Annotated in this window: 17 protein-coding genes; 15 read left to right on the top strand and 2 right to left on the bottom strand. The window is 71.8% G+C overall.

Features of this window, described 5'->3' with window-relative positions; translation table 11 throughout:
* Positions 1 to 90: 90 nt before the first annotated feature.
* The gene (gene thrS / locus CRYAR_RS11790) at positions 91 to 2,127 is read left to right on the top strand and encodes a threonine--tRNA ligase (RefSeq protein ID WP_051570051.1); all 2,037 of its coding nucleotides are present in this window, start codon (positions 91 to 93) and stop codon (positions 2,125 to 2,127) included.
* Between the two features lie 37 nt (positions 2,128 to 2,164).
* On the opposite strand, the gene CRYAR_RS11795 is transcribed toward thrS, so the two are convergent.
* Complete coding sequence (locus CRYAR_RS11795; protein ID WP_035850573.1) at positions 2,165 to 2,725, bottom strand: HIT family protein; 561 nt, start codon at positions 2,723 to 2,725, stop codon at positions 2,165 to 2,167.
* A gap of 10 nt (positions 2,726 to 2,735) precedes the next feature.
* Positions 2,736 to 4,958: an elongation factor G-like protein EF-G2 gene (locus CRYAR_RS11800; protein WP_035861862.1), complete on the bottom strand. Its 2,223-nt coding sequence runs from the start codon at positions 4,956 to 4,958 to the stop codon at positions 2,736 to 2,738.
* Between the two features lie 280 nt (positions 4,959 to 5,238).
* Here CRYAR_RS11800 and pgsA point away from each other — a divergent pair, with 280 nt between their 5' ends.
* The 14 genes from pgsA (at position 5,239) to CRYAR_RS11870 (ending at position 17,946) form a co-directional block, all read left to right on the top strand.
* A complete protein-coding gene (pgsA, locus tag CRYAR_RS11805; RefSeq protein ID WP_051570052.1) occupies positions 5,239 to 5,916 on the top strand; it encodes a phosphatidylinositol phosphate synthase in 678 nt (225 codons plus the stop codon).
* Complete coding sequence (locus tag CRYAR_RS11810) at positions 5,913 to 6,821, top strand: phosphatidylinositol mannoside acyltransferase (RefSeq protein WP_035850576.1); 909 nt, start codon at positions 5,913 to 5,915, stop codon at positions 6,819 to 6,821. The genes pgsA and CRYAR_RS11810 overlap by 4 nt, the downstream gene beginning before the upstream one ends.
* 2 nt (positions 6,822 to 6,823) lie before the next feature.
* A complete protein-coding gene (locus CRYAR_RS11815; protein ID WP_051570053.1) occupies positions 6,824 to 8,020 on the top strand; it encodes a glycosyltransferase family 4 protein in 1,197 nt (398 codons plus the stop codon).
* Positions 8,021 to 8,054: 34 nt separating this feature from the next.
* Positions 8,055 to 8,594, top strand: coding sequence for a hypothetical protein (locus tag CRYAR_RS11820; RefSeq protein ID WP_051570054.1), 540 nt, complete (start codon positions 8,055 to 8,057; stop codon positions 8,592 to 8,594).
* Positions 8,595 to 8,657: 63 nt separating this feature from the next.
* Positions 8,658 to 9,572, top strand: a complete 915-nt coding sequence (pdxS, locus tag CRYAR_RS11825) for a pyridoxal 5'-phosphate synthase lyase subunit PdxS (RefSeq protein WP_051570055.1) — start codon at positions 8,658 to 8,660, stop codon at positions 9,570 to 9,572.
* Positions 9,566 to 10,192: a pyridoxal 5'-phosphate synthase glutaminase subunit PdxT gene (gene pdxT / locus CRYAR_RS11830; protein WP_035850581.1), complete on the top strand. Its 627-nt coding sequence runs from the start codon at positions 9,566 to 9,568 to the stop codon at positions 10,190 to 10,192. The genes pdxS and pdxT overlap by 7 nt, the downstream gene beginning before the upstream one ends.
* Complete coding sequence (locus CRYAR_RS11835; protein WP_035850584.1) at positions 10,189 to 10,938, top strand: YebC/PmpR family DNA-binding transcriptional regulator; 750 nt, start codon at positions 10,189 to 10,191, stop codon at positions 10,936 to 10,938. Before pdxT ends, CRYAR_RS11835 begins: the two co-directional genes overlap by 4 nt.
* 54 nt (positions 10,939 to 10,992) lie before the next feature.
* Positions 10,993 to 11,523 carry a crossover junction endodeoxyribonuclease RuvC gene (gene ruvC, locus CRYAR_RS11840; RefSeq protein ID WP_035850585.1) on the top strand — a complete coding sequence of 177 codons (531 nt, stop codon included), beginning with the start codon at positions 10,993 to 10,995 and terminating at the stop codon, positions 11,521 to 11,523.
* Positions 11,520 to 12,119: a Holliday junction branch migration protein RuvA gene (gene ruvA / locus CRYAR_RS11845; RefSeq protein WP_035850586.1), complete on the top strand. Its 600-nt coding sequence runs from the start codon at positions 11,520 to 11,522 to the stop codon at positions 12,117 to 12,119. The genes ruvC and ruvA overlap by 4 nt, the downstream gene beginning before the upstream one ends.
* Positions 12,116 to 13,210: a Holliday junction branch migration DNA helicase RuvB gene (gene ruvB / locus CRYAR_RS11850; RefSeq protein WP_084700362.1), complete on the top strand. Its 1,095-nt coding sequence runs from the start codon at positions 12,116 to 12,118 to the stop codon at positions 13,208 to 13,210. The genes ruvA and ruvB overlap by 4 nt, the downstream gene beginning before the upstream one ends.
* Before the next feature lie 213 nt (positions 13,211 to 13,423).
* Positions 13,424 to 13,972 (top strand): preprotein translocase subunit YajC, encoded by a 549-nt coding sequence (gene yajC, locus CRYAR_RS44555; protein WP_084700364.1) that lies wholly within the window; start codon positions 13,424 to 13,426, stop codon positions 13,970 to 13,972.
* A 215-nt stretch (positions 13,973 to 14,187) separates the two neighbouring features.
* A complete protein-coding gene (secD, locus tag CRYAR_RS11860; RefSeq protein WP_063725701.1) occupies positions 14,188 to 16,173 on the top strand; it encodes a protein translocase subunit SecD in 1,986 nt (661 codons plus the stop codon).
* 1 nt (position 16,174) lies between these two features.
* Positions 16,175 to 17,368, top strand: a complete 1,194-nt coding sequence (gene secF / locus CRYAR_RS11865) for a protein translocase subunit SecF (protein ID WP_035850587.1) — start codon at positions 16,175 to 16,177, stop codon at positions 17,366 to 17,368.
* Positions 17,365 to 17,946 (top strand): adenine phosphoribosyltransferase, encoded by a 582-nt coding sequence (locus tag CRYAR_RS11870; RefSeq protein ID WP_084700365.1) that lies wholly within the window; start codon positions 17,365 to 17,367, stop codon positions 17,944 to 17,946. Before secF ends, CRYAR_RS11870 begins: the two co-directional genes overlap by 4 nt.
* Positions 17,947 to 17,974: the final 28 nt, after the last annotated feature.

Raw genomic sequence — 17,974 nt, forward strand, 5'->3', positions numbered from 1 at the left:
TGGGAGGCCACGGATAACCGGTGCGGGGTACGGGCGGCTCCCCGACTAGCATCGGAGCGTCACATCGACTGAGATCCGAGGAGACCGATCGTGTCCGCAGCACAAGCCGTCCACGCGCCCGCCCCCGTCGTGGTGCCGGCCGGGACGACGGCCGCGGACGCGCTGGTGGCGGCCGGGGTTCCGGTCGAGGGCGGTGCCGCCGCCGTGGTCGTCCGGGACGCCGAGGGCGCTCTGCGTGACCTCGAGTGGGCGCCCGATGCCGACGCCGAGGTGGAGCCGGTGTTCCTGGACTCGCCCGACGGGCTGAACGTCCTGCGCCACTCCACCGCGCACGTGCTCGCCCAGGCCGTGCAGGACGTCTTCCCCGGCACCCTGCTGGGCATCGGCCCGCCGATCGAGAACGGCTTCTACTACGACTTCCTGCCCGAGAAGCCGTTCACCCCCGACGACCTGAAGCGCCTCGAGAAGCGCATGCAGGAGATCATCAAGTCCTCGCAGCGTTTCCACCGCCGGCCGATCACCGACGACGAGGCCCGCCACGAGCTCGCGCACGAGCGCTTCAAGCTCGAGCTGATCTCGCTGAAGGGCTCGGCCGACGCCGAGGGCGCGAACGTCGAGGTCGGCGAGGGCGCGCTGAGCATGTACGACAACCTCGACCGCAAGACCGGCGAGCGCGTCTGGACCGACCTGTGCCGCGGCCCGCACCTGCCCACCACCCGCAACATCCCGGCGTTCAGCCTGATGCGCTCGGCCGCGGCCTACTGGCGTGGCAGCGAGAAGAACCCGCAGCTGCAGCGCATCTACGGCACCGCGTGGCCCTCGCGCGAGGCGCTGAAGGACTACCTGAACCTGCTGGCCGAGGCGGCCAAGCGCGACCACCGCAAGCTCGGCGCCGAACTCGACCTGTTCAGCTTCCCCGACGAGCTGGGCTCCGGCCTGCCGGTGTTCCACCCCAAGGGCGGCATCATCCGCCGGGAGATGGAGAACTACTCCCGGCAGCGGCACGAGGAGGCGGGGTACGCGTTCGTCAACACCCCGCACATCACCAAGGGCCACCTGTACGAGGTGTCGGGCCACCTCGACTGGTACGCCGACGGCATGTTCCCGCCCATGGAGCTCGAGGGCGCGAACTACTACCTCAAGCCGATGAACTGCCCGATGCACGACCTGATCTTCCGGTCGCGCGGACGGTCCTACCGCGAGCTGCCGCTGCGCATGTTCGAGTTCGGCACCGTCTACCGGTACGAGAAGTCCGGAGTCATCCACGGCCTCACCCGCGTGCGGGGCATGACCCAGGACGACGCGCACATCTTCTGCACCCAGGAGCAGATCTCCGAGGAGCTCACCTCGCTGCTGAAGTTCGTCCTCGAGCTGCTCAAGGACTACGGGCTCGACGACTTCTACCTGGAGCTCTCGACCAAGAACCCGGAGAAGTACATCGGGGACGACGCGGTGTGGGAGCGCGCGACCGAGACCCTGCGCCGGGTCGCGACCGACTCCGGGCTCGACCTGGTGCCCGACCCGGGCGGCGCGGCGTTCTACGGCCCGAAGATCTCGGTGCAGGCCCGCGACGCGATCGGCCGCACCTGGCAGATGTCGACGATCCAGCTCGACTTCATGCTGCCGGAGAAGTTCGAGCTCGAATACCAGGCCGCGGACGGCAGCAGGCAGCGGCCGGTCATGATCCACCGCGCGCTGTTCGGCTCGATCGAGCGGTTCTTCGGTGTGCTCACCGAGCACTACGCCGGGGCGTTCCCGGCCTGGCTCGCGCCGGTGCAGGTCGTGGGCATCCCGATCGGCGACAACCACGTGTCGTACCTGTCGGACTTCACCGCCCGCCTGCGGTCGCAGGGCGTGCGCGTCGAGGTCGACAGCTCGTCCGACCGCATGCAGAAGAAGATCCGGAACGCGCAGAAGCAGAAGGTGCCGTTCATGGTGATCGCGGGCGACGACGACGTGGCCGCAGGCACCGTCTCGTTCCGCTACCGCGACGGTTCCCAGCGCAACGGCGTCCCGCTGGACGCTGCGGTCGAGCACGTGGTCGAGGTGGTGCGCTCGCGCACCAACGAGAGCCCGTCGGCGCCGCCGGAGACCGTGGTCGCCGAAGGCGTGATCGCGGAAGCGTAGAGCTCCGACCCTCGGAGCCCGCTCGGAGCGACGCCGGTCAGCGTCGTTCTGAGCGGGCCGCCACCGGGGGCCAGGCGCTCGCCAGCAGGGCCCGGGTCTCGCCGAGGAGCTCGGGCAGCACCTTCGTCTGGCCCACCACCGGCATGAAGTTCGTGTCCCCACCCCACCGCGGCACCACGTGCTGGTGCAGGTGGGCGGCGATTCCCGCACCGGCCACCGAGCCTTGGTTCATCCCGATGTTGAAGCCGTGGGCACCGGACACCTTGCGGACCGCACGCATGGCGTCCTGGGTGAGCGCGCCCAGTTCCGCGACCTCGTTCACGTCGAGGTCGGTGTAGTCGGGCACGTGCCGGTACGGCACGACCATGAGGTGACCGGAATTGTACGGATACAGGTTGAGCAGGGCGTAGACCGTGCGACCCCGGGTGACGATCAGCCCGTCCTCGTCGGAGAGCGTCGGCATGACGCAGAACGGGCAGGCGTCCGCGTCGGGCTTGGTGTCGTTCTTGATGTACGCCATCCGGTGCGGCGTCCACAGCCGCTGGAAGTGATCGGGGTCGCCGGCCCCCTGCTGGTGTTCGATCTCCGGGCCCGTCATGCCTGCGATCTTACGAATCGCCGCCGAGCGCTTGGGCGACCAGGTTCGGCGGCATCGGCTCGTAGCGGGCGAACGCGCGGGTGAACGTCGCGGTGCCGGAGGTCAGCGAACGCAGCTCGGGGGAGTAGCGGGTGAGCTCGGCCGCGGGCACCTCGGCGTGGACGACGGTGCGCTCGTGCTCGTCAGGTTCCGTGCCGAGTACCCGGCCGCGGCGTCCGGACAGGTCGCTCATCACCGGGCCGACGTAGTTGTCCGGCACCGTGACGTCGACCTCGTCCACCGGTTCGAGCAGGCTGATCGCCCCCGACGTCGCCGCCTCGCGCAGCGCCAGCGCCCCCGCCAGCTGGAACGCCGCGTCCGACGAGTCGACGCTGTGCGCCTTGCCGTCGACGAGCGTCACCCGGATGTCGACGACCGGGAACCCGGCGACCAGGCCGCGCTCCATCTGCTGGCGCACGCCCTTCTGCACCGACGGGATGTACTGGTGCGGCACCGCGCCGCCCACCACCCGGTCGACGAACTCGAACCCGCCGCCGGTGGGCAGCGGTTCGATCTCGAGGTCGCAGATCGCGTACTGGCCGTGGCCGCCGGACTGCTTGACGTGCCGCCCGTGCCCCTTCGCCGGTCCGCCGAACGTCTCCCGCAGCGGTACCCGCACCGGCTCGGTGTCCAGGTCGACGCCGCCGGACCGCAGCCGGTCGAGCACGACGTCGGCGTGGGCCTCGCCCATCGTCCAGAGCACCAGCTGGCCGGTCTCCGGGTTGCGGTCCATGCGCAGCGTCGCGTCGCCGGCGATCAGCCGGGACAGGTTCTTGGCCAGCGCGTCCTCGTCGCTGCGGGTCTTCGCCACCACGGCGACCGGCAGCAGCGGCTCGGGCAGGTCCCAGGGAGCGACGAGCAGGGGGGTCTCGCGCGACGAGATCGTGTCGCCGGTCTCGGCGGTGCCGACCTTCGTCAGCGCGCAGAGGTCACCGGCCACCGCGTACGGCACCTCGCGCAGCGACGTACCGAGCGGGGAGTAGAGGTGCGCGGCGCGCTCGTCGGCGTCGTGCTCGTCGTTGCCGTCCCGGACGCCGTGCCCGGAGACGTGCACGGTCTGCTCCGCGCGCAGCGTCCCGGAGAAGACGCGCACCAGCGAGACGCGGCCGACGTACGGGTCGACGGTGGTCTTCACGACCTCGGCGACGAGAGGCCCGGCGGGGTCGGCGGTGAGCATGTCGTACGGTTCGCCGTCGACCGTGGTGACCGCGGGCGCCGGCCGCTCGTCCGGCGGCGGGCAGGCCCGCACGATGCCGTCGAGCAGCTCCATCAGCCCGACGCCGGTACTCGGGTCGGCCGGGAGCACCGGGTAGAACGAGCCGCGCGACACCGCGGTCTCCAGGTCGGCGATCAGGACGTCGGGGTCGATCTCCTCCCCGGCCAGGTACCGGTCCATCAGGGTCTCGTCCTCGCTCTCGGCGATGATCCCCTCGATGAGGTTGTTGCGTGACTCCTCGATCAGCTCGAGGTGCTCGGGGTCGGCCGGCCGCAGTACCGGTGGGGTGCCCTCGCTGTAGTCGTAGATCTGCTGCGTGATGAGGCCGAACAGCCCGGCGGTCCGGGTCTGCTCGCTCGCGCCGTCGATACCCCCGAGGAAGTCGGCGAGCGACTGCTTGCCCGGCGTGGGCGCGGCGCCCTCGACGGCCTCGTGGACCGGGAGGTACAGCGGCAGCACCCCGTCGCCGAACACCCGCTGGCAGATCGCGACCGACTCGTCGAAGTCGGCCCTGGGGTGATCGAGGCGGGTGACGACGACCGCGCGGGGCATGCCGACCCGCGCGCACTCCTCCCAGAGCGCGATCGTGCTGGCGTCGATGCCGTCGACGGCCGAGATCACGAACAACGCGGCGTCGGCCGCGCGCAGGCCCGCGCGCAGCTCCCCGACGAAATCGGCGTAGCCCGGGGTGTCGAGCAGGTTGATCTTCACGCCCCGGTGCACGACCGGAGCGAGGTTCAGCGTCACCGACCGCTGCTGGCGGACCGCGGCGGGGTCGACGTCGCAGACCGTGGTGCCCTCGACCACCGACCCGGCTCGGCCGATCGTGCCGGTCGCCACGAGCAACGCCTCGACCAGCGTGGTCTTCCCGGCTCCGGAGTGACCGACCAGGACGACGTTGCGCAACGACCGGGGGTCGTCCACGACCGGCCCGGCGGAGCCCGCCCGGTCGGGGCTTCCTGCCACTTTCTGTGCCATCGGGGCCTCCTCGCGCTCGCCGGGACGCCGGGGCGGCGGCCAGAGCGCGTGTTCCGGCCGCGCCACCGGAGACAGGTCCGTGTGACCGATCCCACACCGCTGCCCCCGTAAGGGCAAGACCCGGGTGGTTGTGAACCGGACTGCACCGATCCGTCGGGCAATTCTTTCGCGTGCCCCTCCGGCCCCCTGAGTAAGGCAGACCTCACCCGGCGCCGAGGGAGGAGGTGGCCTGGTCGCGGGCTATCGTGGACCGGCCCCCACCCTTCGAGAACGGATCCGCATGCTCAGTCAGGCGCGTGACCGGATTCAACGTGTCACCGGCCCGATCGGAACCGCACTGGTGCGCACGGGCCTGACCCCCGACGCCATGACCCTGATCGGCACGACCGGTGTCGTGCTGTCCTCGATCTTCCTGGTCGTCCCCGGGCACGTGCTGGCCGGGGGGCTCGCGATCACGTTCTTCGCGCTCACCGACATGCTCGACGGCGCCATGGCCAGGGCCCGCGGCTGGTCCAGCCGCTGGGGCGCGTTTCTCGACTCGACCTGCGACCGGCTCGCCGACGCGTCGATCTTCGCCGCGGCGGCCTACTGGTTGTTCCGCGAGGACCGCGACTCGGCCGGTATCGCCGCGCTGCTCTGCCTGATCACCGGCGTGCTCGTCTCGTACGCGAAGGCGCGGGCCGAGGGGCTCGGGCTGACCGCGAACGTCGGCATCGCCGAGCGCACCGAGCGCCTGGTGCTGGTGGGCCTCGGCGGCGTCCTCGAGGTGCTCGGGGTGCCCGGCGGGATCGAATGGATCCTGTGGCTGCTGACCGCGCTGGCCGCGTTCACCGTCGGCCAGCGGGTGCACGCGGTCTGGACCCAGACCAAGGACGACCGCGTCCGCCCCGACCGGCGCCTCGACACCGGTCCGGTGCCGCCGCCGAACGGCTACACCGAGTCGCCGGTGACCGAATGAACGCGCGGGTCACGGGGGCGGCCTACGCCGCCGGCTGGAAGCTCGTCCGGGTACTGCCCGAGCGGCCGGTGCGTGCGCTGTTCGAGGCCGGTGCCGCGCGGTACGCCCGGCGCGGCGGCCCGGCGCCGAAGCGGCTGGCCGCGAACCTGCGCCGGGTGGTGGGCCCCGACGCCGACATCGAGGCGCTGACCGAGCGGGCGATGCGGTCCTACGCGCGTTACTGGCACGAGGCGTTCCGGCTGCCCGAGTGGTCGGAGAAGGACATCGAGCAGCGGTTCGTGCTGGAGAACGCCGACGTGCTCGACAAGGCGGTCGCCGGCGGGAAGGGCGTCGTCGTGGCGCTGCCGCACGCCGCGAACTGGGACCTCGCCGGTGCCTGGGCGACGCTGCACGGCATCCCGGTCACCACGGTCGCCGAGCGGCTCAAGCCCGAGGACCTCTACCAGCGGTTCCTCTCGTTCCGGCGCGCGCTGGGCATGGAGATCCTGCCGCTCACCGGAGGCGTCCGGCACCCGCTGGACGTGCTGGCCGAACGGATCCGCGAGGGCCGCGTCGTCGTGCTGCTCGCCGACCGCGACCTGTCCTCGCGCGGCGTCGAGGTGAGCTTCTTCGGCGAGACGACGAAGATGCCCGCCGGTCCGGCGATCCTGGCGCTGCGCACGGGCGCGCCGCTGTTCGGGCTGAAGGCCTGGAACGACGGCCCGGTCACCCGCGCCCGCGTCATCGGCCCGCTGGAGGTGCCCGACGAGCCGGACGCCCACCGCGACACCGCGCAGATCGCGGTCGTGACCCAGCGGATCGCCGACGCGCTCGCCGAGGGCATCGCCGAGCACCCGGAGGACTGGCACATGCTGCAGCCGCTCTGGCTGGCCGACCTGCCGGCGCGCAAGAAGCGTACGGGCTGACGATGCGGGTCGGGATCGTCTGCCCCTACTCCTTCGACGTGCCCGGCGGTGTCCAGGCGCACGTGCGTGACCTGGCCGAAGCGCTGCTCGGCCTGGGTCACGAGGTGTCGGTGCTGGCGCCGGCCGAGGAGCCGGCCGACGGCGGGCAGGCGCTGCCGCCGTACGTCGTGGCGGCCGGGCGTGCGGTGCCGGTGCCCTACAACGGCTCGGTGGCCCGGCTGGCGTTCGGCCCGCTCTCGCTGGCGCGGGTGCGGCGCTGGCTGCGCGACGGCCGGTTCGACGTGCTCCACGTGCACGAACCGATCGCCCCGTCGCTCTCGCTGCTGGCCTGCGTCGCGGCCACCGGCCCGATCGTGGCGACGTTCCACACCGCGACGCAACGCTCGCGCACCCTCGCCGCGGTGCACAGCGCGCTGCAGCCGGTGCTGGAGAAGATCACCGCCCGGATCGCGGTGTCGGCGCTGGCCCGGCGGGTGCAGGTCGAGCACCTCGACGGCGGCGCGGTGGAGATCCCGAACGGGGTCGCGGTCGCGCGGTTCGCCGACGCCCCGCCGCTGCCCGGCTGGCCCGGCGAGGGCGGCGCGCTGGGGTTCCTGGGCCGCTTCGGCGAGCCCCGTAAGGGCTTCACGGTGCTCGCCGACGCCTTCGCCCGGCTCGCGCCGGACCGGCCGGGCCTGCGGCTGCTGGTCGCCGGCCCCGGCGACGCCGACGACGCCCTGGACGCCCTGCCCCGCGCGCTGCGCCCCCGCGTCACGCTGCTGGGCACGGTCTCGGAGACCGACAAGGCGCGGATGCTGAGCAGCGTCGACGTCTACGTGGCCCCCAACACGGGCGGGGAGTCGTTCGGCATCATCCTCACCGAGGCGATGGCCGCAGGCGCGACGATCGCGGCCAGCGATCTCGACGCGTTCCGGCGCGTGCTCGACGACGGGCGGGCCGGCGCGCTGTTCCCGACCGGGCAGCCGGCCGCGCTCGCGCACTGCCTGGGTGAGCTGCTCGACGATCCGGCGCGGCGGCGGGCGCTGGCGGCGGTGGGCCAGTCGACCGTGGCCGCGTTCGACTGGCCGGTGGTGGCGGCCCGGGTGGTCGACGTCTACCAGAGCGCGATCGCCGCCTACCCGAGCGAACCGACGGTCACCGATGCGGACGAAGTCTCCACTCTGCGGTTGCCTCATTACCTTCGGGAACGGCTGCGGTAACACTCCCGATTCACCGACCCGATAGAGTCGGCCCGTGGACTGGCCGGTCGTCATCGTCGTGGCGCTGGTGTTCGTCCTGTTGTACGTCTGGTGGCTGGCCCGCCGCATCGCCCGGCTCACCGCCCGCACGGCCGCCGCCCTCGACGCGCTCGAGGAGCAGCTCGGCCGCCGCGCGAAGGCCGCCGCCACGCTCCCCGGCGCCTCCGACGTGGCCACGGCCGCGCTGACGAGCGGCACCCCCGACACCGACGGGCGCCAGGGCGCGGAGAACGACCTGGTCCGCGAGCTACGTCAACTCGGCACCGCGGCGCTCGACGCACCCGGCCTGCTGGCCGAGAACCGCCGGCTCGTCGTCGCCAGGCAGGTCTACAACGACGCCGTCCGCGACACCCGCGCGCTGCGCACCGCACGCGTCCCGCGCATCTTCTGGCTCGCGCGCAGGCAACCGCTCCCGCAGTACTTCGACGTCGACGAGCTGGACCTGGACGCGCTGGAGAGCGACCGTCGCGAGCGCGAAGCCGTGCGCAGGGCCGCCGCGGAGGATGTCGGCAGGGCCACAAGCGGCCAGTCGTAACCCGGTCGCCCGCAGAGCTAGCATGGACTGATCGCCCAGACTCCCGCACTCCCGAAAGGCCGGATAACCGTGTCCGCCCAGCCCCAGAACCCCGCAGGTACGACCGGTACCGCCCGAGTGAAGCGCGGCATGGCCGAGATGCTCAAGGGCGGCGTGATCATGGACGTCGTCACGCCGGAGCAGGCGAAGATCGCCGAGGACGCCGGTGCGGTCGCGGTCATGGCACTGGAGCGCGTGCCGGCCGACATCCGCGCCCAGGGCGGCCTGGCCCGGATGAGCGACCCCGACATGATCGAGGGCATCGTCTCGGCCGTCTCGATCCCGGTGATGGCCAAGGCGCGGATCGGGCACTTCGTCGAGGCGCAGGTGCTGCAGGCGCTCGGCGTCGACTACGTGGACGAGTCGGAGGTGCTCACCCCGGCCGACGAGGAGCACCACATCGACAAGTGGGCCTTCACGGTTCCGTTCGTGTGCGGTGCGACGAACCTGGGTGAGGCGCTGCGCCGCATCGCCGAGGGCGCGGCGATGATCCGCTCCAAGGGCGAGGCCGGCACCGGCAACGTCGTCGAGGCCACCCGGCACATGCGCTCGATCCGCACCGAGATCCGCCGGCTGACGACGCTCGACGAGACCGAGCTGTTCGTCGCCGCGAAGAACCTGCAGGCGCCGTACGAGCTGGTCAAGGAAGTCGCGCAGCTCGGCAAGCTCCCGGTGGTGCTGTTCACCGCGGGCGGCATCGCCACCCCGGCCGACGCCGCGATGATGATGCAGCTGGGCGCCGAGGGCGTGTTCGTCGGCTCCGGCATCTTCAAGTCCGGCGACCCGGCCAAGCGCGCCGAGGCGATCGTCAAGGCCACCACGTTCCACGACGACCCCGACGTCATCGCGAAGGTCTCGCGGGGCCTGGGCGAGGCCATGGTCGGCCTCAACGTCGACACCTTGCCGGTCGACCAGAAGTACGCGAACCGCGGCTGGTGATCGGGGTCTTCGCCCTCCAGGGCGACGTTCGTGAGCACGTGGCGGCGTTGCGGGCGGCCGGTGCCGAGGCGGTGCCGGTGCGCCGGCCCTCGGAGCTGGCCGAGGTCGACGGCCTGGTGATCCCGGGCGGCGAGTCCACCGTGATGAGCCGGCTGGCGACGGTGTTCGAGCTGCGCGAGCCGATCCGGGCGCGGATCGCGTCCGGGATGCCGGTGTACGGGTCCTGCGCGGGGATGATCATGCTCGCCTCCGACGTGCTCGACGGGCGCTCCGATCAGGAGAGCTTCGGCGGTATCGACATGGTCGTGCGTCGCAACGCGTTCGGCCGCCAGGTCGACTCATTCGAGACGGATCTGGACTTCGAGGGCGTCGACGGCGAGCCGGTGCACGCCGTCTTCATCCGGGCACCATGGGTTGAAAAGGTCGGTTCGGACGTCGAGGTGCTCGCCCGGGTCAGCGGCGGACCGGCGGACGGTAGGATCGTCGCCGTTCGGCAGGGCAACCTGCTGGCGACTTCCTTCCACCCGGAGCTGACGGGTGACCTCCGCGTGCACGATCTGTTCGTGCGGATGGTCCAGGAGGCGACGGACGACCGAGCGACCGAGGAGGCAGTACGGTGAGCGGCCACTCCAAATGGGCTACTACGAAGCACAAAAAGGCCGTCATCGACGCCAAGCGCGGCAAGATGTTCGCCAAGCTGATCAAGAACGTCGAGGTCGCGGCGCGCACCGGCGGCGGCGACCCGGGCGGTAACCCGACGCTCTACGACGCCATCCAGAAGGCGAAGAAGAGCTCGGTCCCGAACGACAACATCGACCGCGCGGTCAAGCGCGGCTCCGGGGCCGAGGGCGGCGGAGCCGACTACCAGAACATCACGTACGAGGGCTACGGCCCGAACGGCGTCGCGGTGCTCATCGAGTGCCTCACCGACAACCGCAACCGGGCCGCGTCCGAGGTGCGCATCGCGATGACCCGCAACGGCGGCGCGATGGCCGACCCGGGCAGCGTCGCGTACCTGTTCCACCGCAAGGGCGTCGTCATCGTGCCCAAGGGTGAGCTGTCCGAGGACGACGTCCTGATCGCGGTGCTCGAGGCCGGCGCCGAAGAGGTCAACGACCTGGGCGAGGAGTTCGAGGTCGTGAGCGAGCCGACCGACCTGGTCGCGGTCCGCACCGCGCTGCAGGACGCCGGCATCGACTACGACTCGGCCGAGTCGAGCTTCGTGCCGAGCATGCAGATCCCGCTCGACGCCGAGGGCGCGCGCAAGGTCTTCAAGCTCATCGACGCCCTGGAAGACAGCGACGACGTGCAGAACGTCTACGCGAACTTCGACGTCTCCGACGAGGTCATGGCCGAGGTCGGCTGACCTGAGTATGGTTTGATCCTCTCCGTACGAACAACTGTACGGAGGTGGACGGGCTTGCGCGTGCTCGGAGTCGATCCGGGGCTCACCCGCTGCGGGGTCGGTGTGGTGGACGGTGCGCCGGGCCGGAGGTGCGGTCTCGTCCACGTGGACGTGATCCGCACGCCGGCCGACGCCGAGCTCGGCCACCGGCTGATGGCGATCGCGGATGCGCTGGCCGCCGCGATCGCGGAGTTCCAGCCGGACTACGTCGCGGTGGAGCGCGTGTTCGCGCAGCACAACGTGCGTACGGTGATGGGCACCGCGCAGGCCGCCGGGCTGGCGCTGGTGGCGGCCACCCGGGCCGGTGTGCCGGTCGCGATGCACACGCCGTCGGAGGTCAAGGCCGCGGTCACCGGGTCGGGCTCGGCCGACAAGGCGCAGGTCGGCACCATGGTGGCGCGCATCCTCGGCCTGAGCGCGATGCCGAAGCCGGCCGACGCCGCCGACGCCCTGGCCCTGGCCATCTGCCATCTGTGGCGCGCACCCCAGCAGGCCCGCCTGGCCGCCGCGCTCGAGCGCGGCCGCTCCCGGGCGGTGGGCGAGTGATCGCCTCGGTGCGCGGTGACGTGGCCGCGGTGGGCCCCGACGGGGCCGTGGTCGAGGTCGGCGGCGTCGGGATCGCGGTGCACTGCACGCCGGCGACGCTCTCCGGGCTGCGGATCGGGTCGTCGACGCGGTTGGCGACGAGCCTCGTCGTGCGCGAGGACTCGCTCACCCTCTACGGCTTCGCCACCGACGACGAGCGGATGATCTTCGAACTGCTGCAGACCGCGAGCGGCGTCGGCCCCCGGCTGGCCCTCGCGGTGCTCGCCGTCCATTCCCCCGACGCCGTGCGGGTGGCGATCGCGAGCGCGGACACCGCGGCTCTGACGCGGGTCAGCGGCATCGGCAAGAAAGGCGCCGAGCGGCTCGTCCTGGAGCTGCGCGACAAGATCGGCTCGGTCGACCCGGTCGCCGTGCCCGGCCTCGCCCCGGCCGGCGGCTGGCAGGAGTCGGTGCGCGACGGCCTGACCGGGCTCGGCTGGTCGGCCAAGGAGGCCGAGGACGCGGTGGTCCTCGTCGCCGCCGATTTCGAGGGCCGGCCGGTGGAGGTCGCGACCGCGCTCCGCCGGGCGATCCAGGTGCTGGGGAAGAACCGGTGACCGCCGACGACGTCGTGTCGGCGTACGCCGCGCCGGAAGAGCGCGACGTCGAGACCAGCCTGAGGCCCCGGCAGCTCGACGAGTTCATCGGGCAGCACCGCGTCCGCGAACAGCTGGAAGTCCTGCTGCGCAGCGCGCAGCGGCGCAACCGCCCGCCCGATCACATCCTGCTCTCCGGCCCCCCGGGCCTGGGCAAGACCAGCCTCGCGATGATCGTCGCGGCCGAGCTCGGCAGCGCGATCCGGGTCACCAGCGGCCCGGCGATCGAACGCTCCGGCGACCTCGCCGCGGTGCTCACCACGCTCGCCCGTGGCGACGTGCTGTTCATCGACGAGATCCACCGCATCGCCCGCCCGGCCGAGGAGCTCCTGTACTCGGCGATGGAGGACTTCCGCGTCGACGTCGTCGTCGGCAAAGGACCCGGCGCCACCGCGATCCCGCTCGACGTGGAGCCGTTCACGCTGGTCGGGGCCACGACCCGGTCGGGCCTGCTGACCGGACCGCTGCGTGACCGCTTCGGCTTCGTCGCGCACCTGGACTTCTACGGTGCCGCCGACCTGGAACGGGTGCTGGACCGGTCGGCGGCCATCCTCGGTGTCCGGATCGACACGGCCGGCGCGGCGGAGATCGCGGGCCGCTCCCGGGGCACGCCGCGAATCGCCAACCGGCTGCTGCGCCGGGTGCGCGACTACGCGGAGGTGCGGGCGGACGGAATCGTCACCGAGGACATCGCCCGCGCCGCGCTCGCGGTGTACGAGGTGGACCGGGTCGGTCTCGACCGGCTCGACCGCGCGGTGCTCGACGCGCTGGTGTCGTCGTTCGGCGGCGGGCCGGTGGGGCTCTCGACGCTCGCGGTGGCGGTGGGGGAGGAGCCGGGCACCGTCGAGGAGGTCGCCGAGCCGTTCCTGGTGCGTGCGGGGCTGCTCGCCCGCACACCCCGCGGTCGCGTCGCGACGCCGGCCGCCTGGGCGCACCTGGGCCGGACCCCACCTCCCGGTTCCCCGGCCGCGCTCGCCGCCGGTTCCGCCGCGGTCGCGGATCCGTCCGACCCCGGGGACCTGTTCGGCGGCAGCTTCCGCGCCGCGCCCTGACCGCCGGGACACGATTCGACGACGATTCCGGCGGGATCAATTGGCCCGGAACGATGGCCCGCAGTGGGGCGTTGACGATCCGTCGTGGTGGAAGCCGGCGACGCGACCGGCCGTGTCGGGTTACCGAGTGACGGTGTCCGGAGCGTCTGCTACTAGACTTCCGCAGTCGCACCCCCGTACGACCCCGCTAACGAATGTACGAAAGGGCTATCCGTGCCTGCTGTAGCCGCAGAACAGTCCCAGGGCGGTGGGAGCATTTTGCCGCTGCTGCTCCTGGTCGGTGTGTTCGCGCTGATGTACTTCCTGGTCATCCGACCGCAGTCGCAGCGCCGCAAGCAGATGACCCAGATGCAGAGCACGGTCGAAGAGGGCGCGCCGGTGATGACCCTCGGCGGCCTCTACGGCACGGTCGTGACCGCGGACAGCGAGTCGGTCGTCCTCGAGGTCTCGCCGGGTGTGACGAACCGGTACGCGCGTCAGGCCATCGCCAAGGTGCTCTCGGACGAGGAGGCCGTGAAGGCCGGCCTCGCGCCGAACGAGGCCGAGTCGTTCGACGACGCCGTGGACGAGGACGACGTCCCGGTGACCGACGCCGCGGTCGTGGACACCACCCCGGCCGTGGACACCACTCCGGCGGTCGACACCACCCCCGTCGTCGAGACCCCGGCGCCCAAGGCTCCGGAGGCGCCGGCCGCGCCGAGCGACCCCACCGCCGACCCGCGCCCGGCCTCCGGGGCCGACAGCAGCACCGACCGCCGTTGATCATCGGCCGGTGGCGCGATCGGAGTAGCGTCGTGCCACCGGCCGCACCCGGCACGGGCCGACACGGCGCGGACCGACCGGATAGCGTCACCAATCGGACGTACCGCTACGCGGCCGGGCCGGACCGGCCGGGCCGCACACGAGCGCGGCGGTAGCGCGAACTCACCCGGGGCAGCAGGAATTGCCGCCCGGAGCACTGAAGGAGACCTTTCAGCGTGGCACCACCTCGCGGACAGCTGCGTGCCGGGCGGTATCTCGCCGTCCTCGCGGTCATCGTGATCGCGCTTTACGCGCTCGTGTTCCTTCAGGGCAAGGGGTCGGTCAGCGACAAGCTCACCCCGCGACTCGGTCTCGACCTGCAGGGCGGCACCACGGTGACGCTCCACGCGGCGCAGGAGAACGGCAAGGCGCCCGACGCCGAGCAGCTCGAACAGGCGCGCCAGATCATCGAGAACCGCGTCAACGGCACCGGCGTCGCCGAGGCCGAGGTCGTGACCGAGGGCGACAGCAACATCGTCATCAACGCCCCGGGCGAGAACAACGACGCGATCAAGCAGGTCGGCGAGCCGGCCCAGCTGCGTTTCCGCGCGGTCCTCGAGTCCGCGCAGGACATCGACGCGATCAAGGCGACCGCGTCGCTCGCGGCCACGCCGGCCCCGTCGACGTCCGGCACCGCCACCCCGAACCCGTCCGGGAGCGCGAACCCGTCCGGGAGCGCGAGCCCATCGGGCAGCGCCTCGCCGCCGGCCCAGACCAACGCGAGCCCGTCCACCTCGGGCGGCGGTGGCGGCGGCGGTTCGGTACCGCAGGCCGCGCCGGCCGCGGTCCCGGCGGCCGAGGACACGCCGAGCCCGACGCCGTCGACCGCCGGTTCGGCGAGCCCGGCGCCGAGCACGTCCGCGAGCCCGTCGGGCAGCGCCAGCCCCACCCCGGCCGCGACGCCGACCTCGGCGAGCCAGGCCGCGCTGCAGAAGTCCGCGCTGGCCAAGTTCCCGAAGGACGCCGCGACCTACGTGCAGCAGGGCACCGCCCAGGACTTCGCCGGTGCGGCCACCAACCCGCAGCTCGCCGCGGTCTTCGAGCCCGGTGCGGCGAAGCTGACCGAGGCCGAGGTCGCCGCGCTGCCGGTCGACTGGCAGTACAAGGTCCCGTGGATCACCTGCAAGATGCTCGACGAGCGTCCGGCCGGTTCGATCGACCCGATCAACCAGCAGGTCGTCGCCTGCCAGGACACCACGAAGTACAAGCTGGAGAAGGCCGGTGTCGTCGGCACCGACATCAACACCGCGAGCTTCACGTTCAACCAGCAGCAGGGCGGCTGGGTCGTCAACCTGAAGTTCACCAGCAACGGCCAGGACAAGTGGACCGCGCTGACCAAGGCGACGCTGCAGAAGCAGGTCGCGGTGGTGCTCGACAACGAGGTCATCTCGGCGCCGACCACCAACGAGGTCATCACCGGTGACACCCAGATCAGCGGTCAGTTCACCAAGGCCGACGCGCAGGACCTGGCCGCGAAGCTGAAGTTCGGCGCGCTGCCGCTGTCGTTCACGGTCGAGACCGCGGAGACGATCAGCCCGACGCTCGGCATCGAGCAGCTCGAAGCCGGTCTGCTCGCCGGCGGCATCGGCCTGGCGCTGGTGGTCGTCTACTCGCTGCTCTACTACCGGGCCCTGGGCCTGGTGACGATCGCCAGCCTGGCGATGTCCGGCGCGATCATCTACGCGGCGATCATCCTGCTCGGGCGCCAGATCGGCCTCACGCTGACGCTCGCCGGGGTCGCCGGCTTCATCGTCGCGGTCGGTATCACCGCCGACTCGTTCGTCGTCTTCTTCGAACGTCTGAAGGACGAGGTGCGCGACGGCCGCAGCGTCCGCTCGGCCGTACCGCGGGCCTGGGTCCGCGCCCGGCGGACGATCCTGTCGGCGGACGCGGTCTCGTTCCTCGCCGCCGCGGTGCTCTACATCCTGGCCGTCGGCGCGGTGAAGGGCTTCGCGTTCACGCTGGGCCTGTCCACGCTCGTCGACGTCATCATCGTTTTCCTCTTCACGCACCCTCTGGTCGCCCTCCTCTCCCGGTCGCGCCGGTTCACGTCGCCGCGCTTCTCCGGGCTGGGTACGCTGCGTAAGGCCTCCGACGCACCTCCCGTCGGAGCGGCCGGACGGCGCGCGACCGCCCGTCGTGTCAGCCCGAAGGAGTCCTGAGATGGGACTGGCCGGACGCCTCTACCGGGGCGAGACGAACTTCGACTTCATCGGTACGCGCAAGCGGTGGTACATCGCGTCGGTGGTGATCGGGGTCCTCCTGATCGGCACGATCGCGATCCGGGGCTTCAACTGGGGCATCGAGTTCTCCGGTGGCACGTCGTTCGTGTTCAAGCAGCCGAGCGGCGTGTCGCTCGAGCAGGTCTCGGAGACGATCGACGAGACCGGCGTCGAGGTGCAGACCGGTCAGGAGGCCGGCCGCGGCGGCGACGCGAAGTTCGTCATCAAGACCGCGTCGCTGAGCCCGGAGAAGACCACCGAGGTCAAGAACGCGCTGGCCGACACGTACGACCTCAACGCCAACGACATCACCGACAACGCGGTGAGCTCGTCGTGGGGCGGGCAGGTTACCGACAAGGCGCTGATCGCCCTCGTCGTGTTCCTCGTCCTGGTCGCGGCGTACCTGGCGATCCGCTTCGAGGCCAAGATGGCGGTCGCGGCGCTGCTGGCGCTGCTGCACGACCTGCTGCTGACGGCCGGTATCTACTCGATCGTCGGGTTCGAGGTCACGCCGTCGACGATCGTCGGTCTGCTCACGATCCTCGGTTTCTCGCTGTACGACACGGTCGTCGTGTTCGACAAGGTCTCCGAGGACACCCGCGGCATCGTCGGCGGTTCGCGCATCGACTACGCCCAGGCCGCGAACAACGCGGTGAACGAGACGCTGATGCGCTCGATCAACACCTCGCTGATCTCGCTGCTGCCGGTCGGCGGTCTGCTCTTCGTCGGGGCCGGCCTGCTCGGCGTCGGCACGCTCAAGGACCTCGCGCTGGTGCTGTTCGTCGGTCTGGCGGCCGGGGCCTACTCGTCGCTGTTCCTGGCGACGCCGTGGCTCGTCGACATGAAGGAGCGCGAGCCCCGCTACCGGGCGCTCAAGGAGCGCGTCGCGAACAAGCGCGCGAACGCGGCGAAGGCCACGCCGGAGACGACCGCGGACGAGGACGCCGACGACCTGGTCGACGACGCGACCGAGGTCGACGAGGACGCGGACGACGACAGCGATCGCGAGCCGGCCGCTGCCGCCGCGGCCGCCCGCACGAACCGCAACGCCACCCGGCCCGCGCAGCAGCAGAACCGCCGCCGCGCCGGGGGCAACCGCCCCGGTCGTCCGAGCGGAAGCCGCAAGAAGCGATGACCGTCCCGTCCCACGGGCCCATCGCCGGTCGGGTCGGCGGCGGGCCGGTGACGCCCGCTGCGGTGAGTGACCTCATCTCCGCGCACGTCGTCGACGTCCCCGACTTCCCGAAGCCCGGGGTCGGCTTCAAGGACCTCACCCCGCTGTTCGCCGACGGACCGGCGTTCGCGCAGGTGATCGACGTGGTCGCGACCGAGCACGGCGGCGCGTTCGACGTCGTCGCCGGCATCGAGGCGCGCGGGTTCGTGCTGGCGGCGGCCGTGGCCTACGCCAGCGGCGCGGGCCTGGTGCCGATCCGGAAGGCGGGGAAGCTGCCCCGCAAGACGGTGTCGGCCGCGTACGCGCTCGAGTACGGCGAGGCGGTGCTCGAGGTCCATGCCGACGCGTTCGAGCCCGGCGCCCGTGTGCTGCTCCTCGACGACGTGCTCGCCACCGGCGGTACCGCTGCGGCCGCGATCTCGCTGGTCGAGCAGGCCGGCGGCGAGATCGTCGGGTTCTCGGTGCTGATGGAGCTGGCGTTCCTGGACGGACGTGCGCGCCTGGGTGGGCGCGAGGTGCACGCGCTGCTGACGGTATAGAAGTTCTTCTTTCCGGTCTCGGGTGGCC

The organism is Cryptosporangium arvum DSM 44712 (assembly GCF_000585375.1).
Taxonomy (GTDB): domain Bacteria; phylum Actinomycetota; class Actinomycetes; order Mycobacteriales; family Cryptosporangiaceae; genus Cryptosporangium; species Cryptosporangium arvum.

What these genes read in the sequence shown, in the direction of transcription:
- CRYAR_RS11795 (WP_035850573.1), bottom strand. Translation starts at nt 2,725, where the DNA reads ATGACGGGCCCGGAGATCGAACACCAGCAGGGGGCCGGCGACCCCGAT.
- CRYAR_RS11800 (WP_035861862.1), bottom strand. Translation starts at nt 4,958, where the DNA reads ATGGCACAGAAAGTGGCAGGAAGCCCCGACCGGGCGGGCTCCGCCGGG.
- pgsA (WP_051570052.1), top strand. Translation starts at nt 5,239, where the DNA reads ATGCTCAGTCAGGCGCGTGACCGGATTCAACGTGTCACCGGCCCGATC.
- CRYAR_RS11810 (WP_035850576.1), top strand. Translation starts at nt 5,913, where the DNA reads ATGAACGCGCGGGTCACGGGGGCGGCCTACGCCGCCGGCTGGAAGCTC.
- CRYAR_RS11815 (WP_051570053.1), top strand. Translation starts at nt 6,824, where the DNA reads ATGCGGGTCGGGATCGTCTGCCCCTACTCCTTCGACGTGCCCGGCGGT.
- secF (WP_035850587.1), top strand. Translation starts at nt 16,175, where the DNA reads ATGGGACTGGCCGGACGCCTCTACCGGGGCGAGACGAACTTCGACTTC.
- CRYAR_RS11870 (WP_084700365.1), top strand. Translation starts at nt 17,365, where the DNA reads ATGACCGTCCCGTCCCACGGGCCCATCGCCGGTCGGGTCGGCGGCGGG.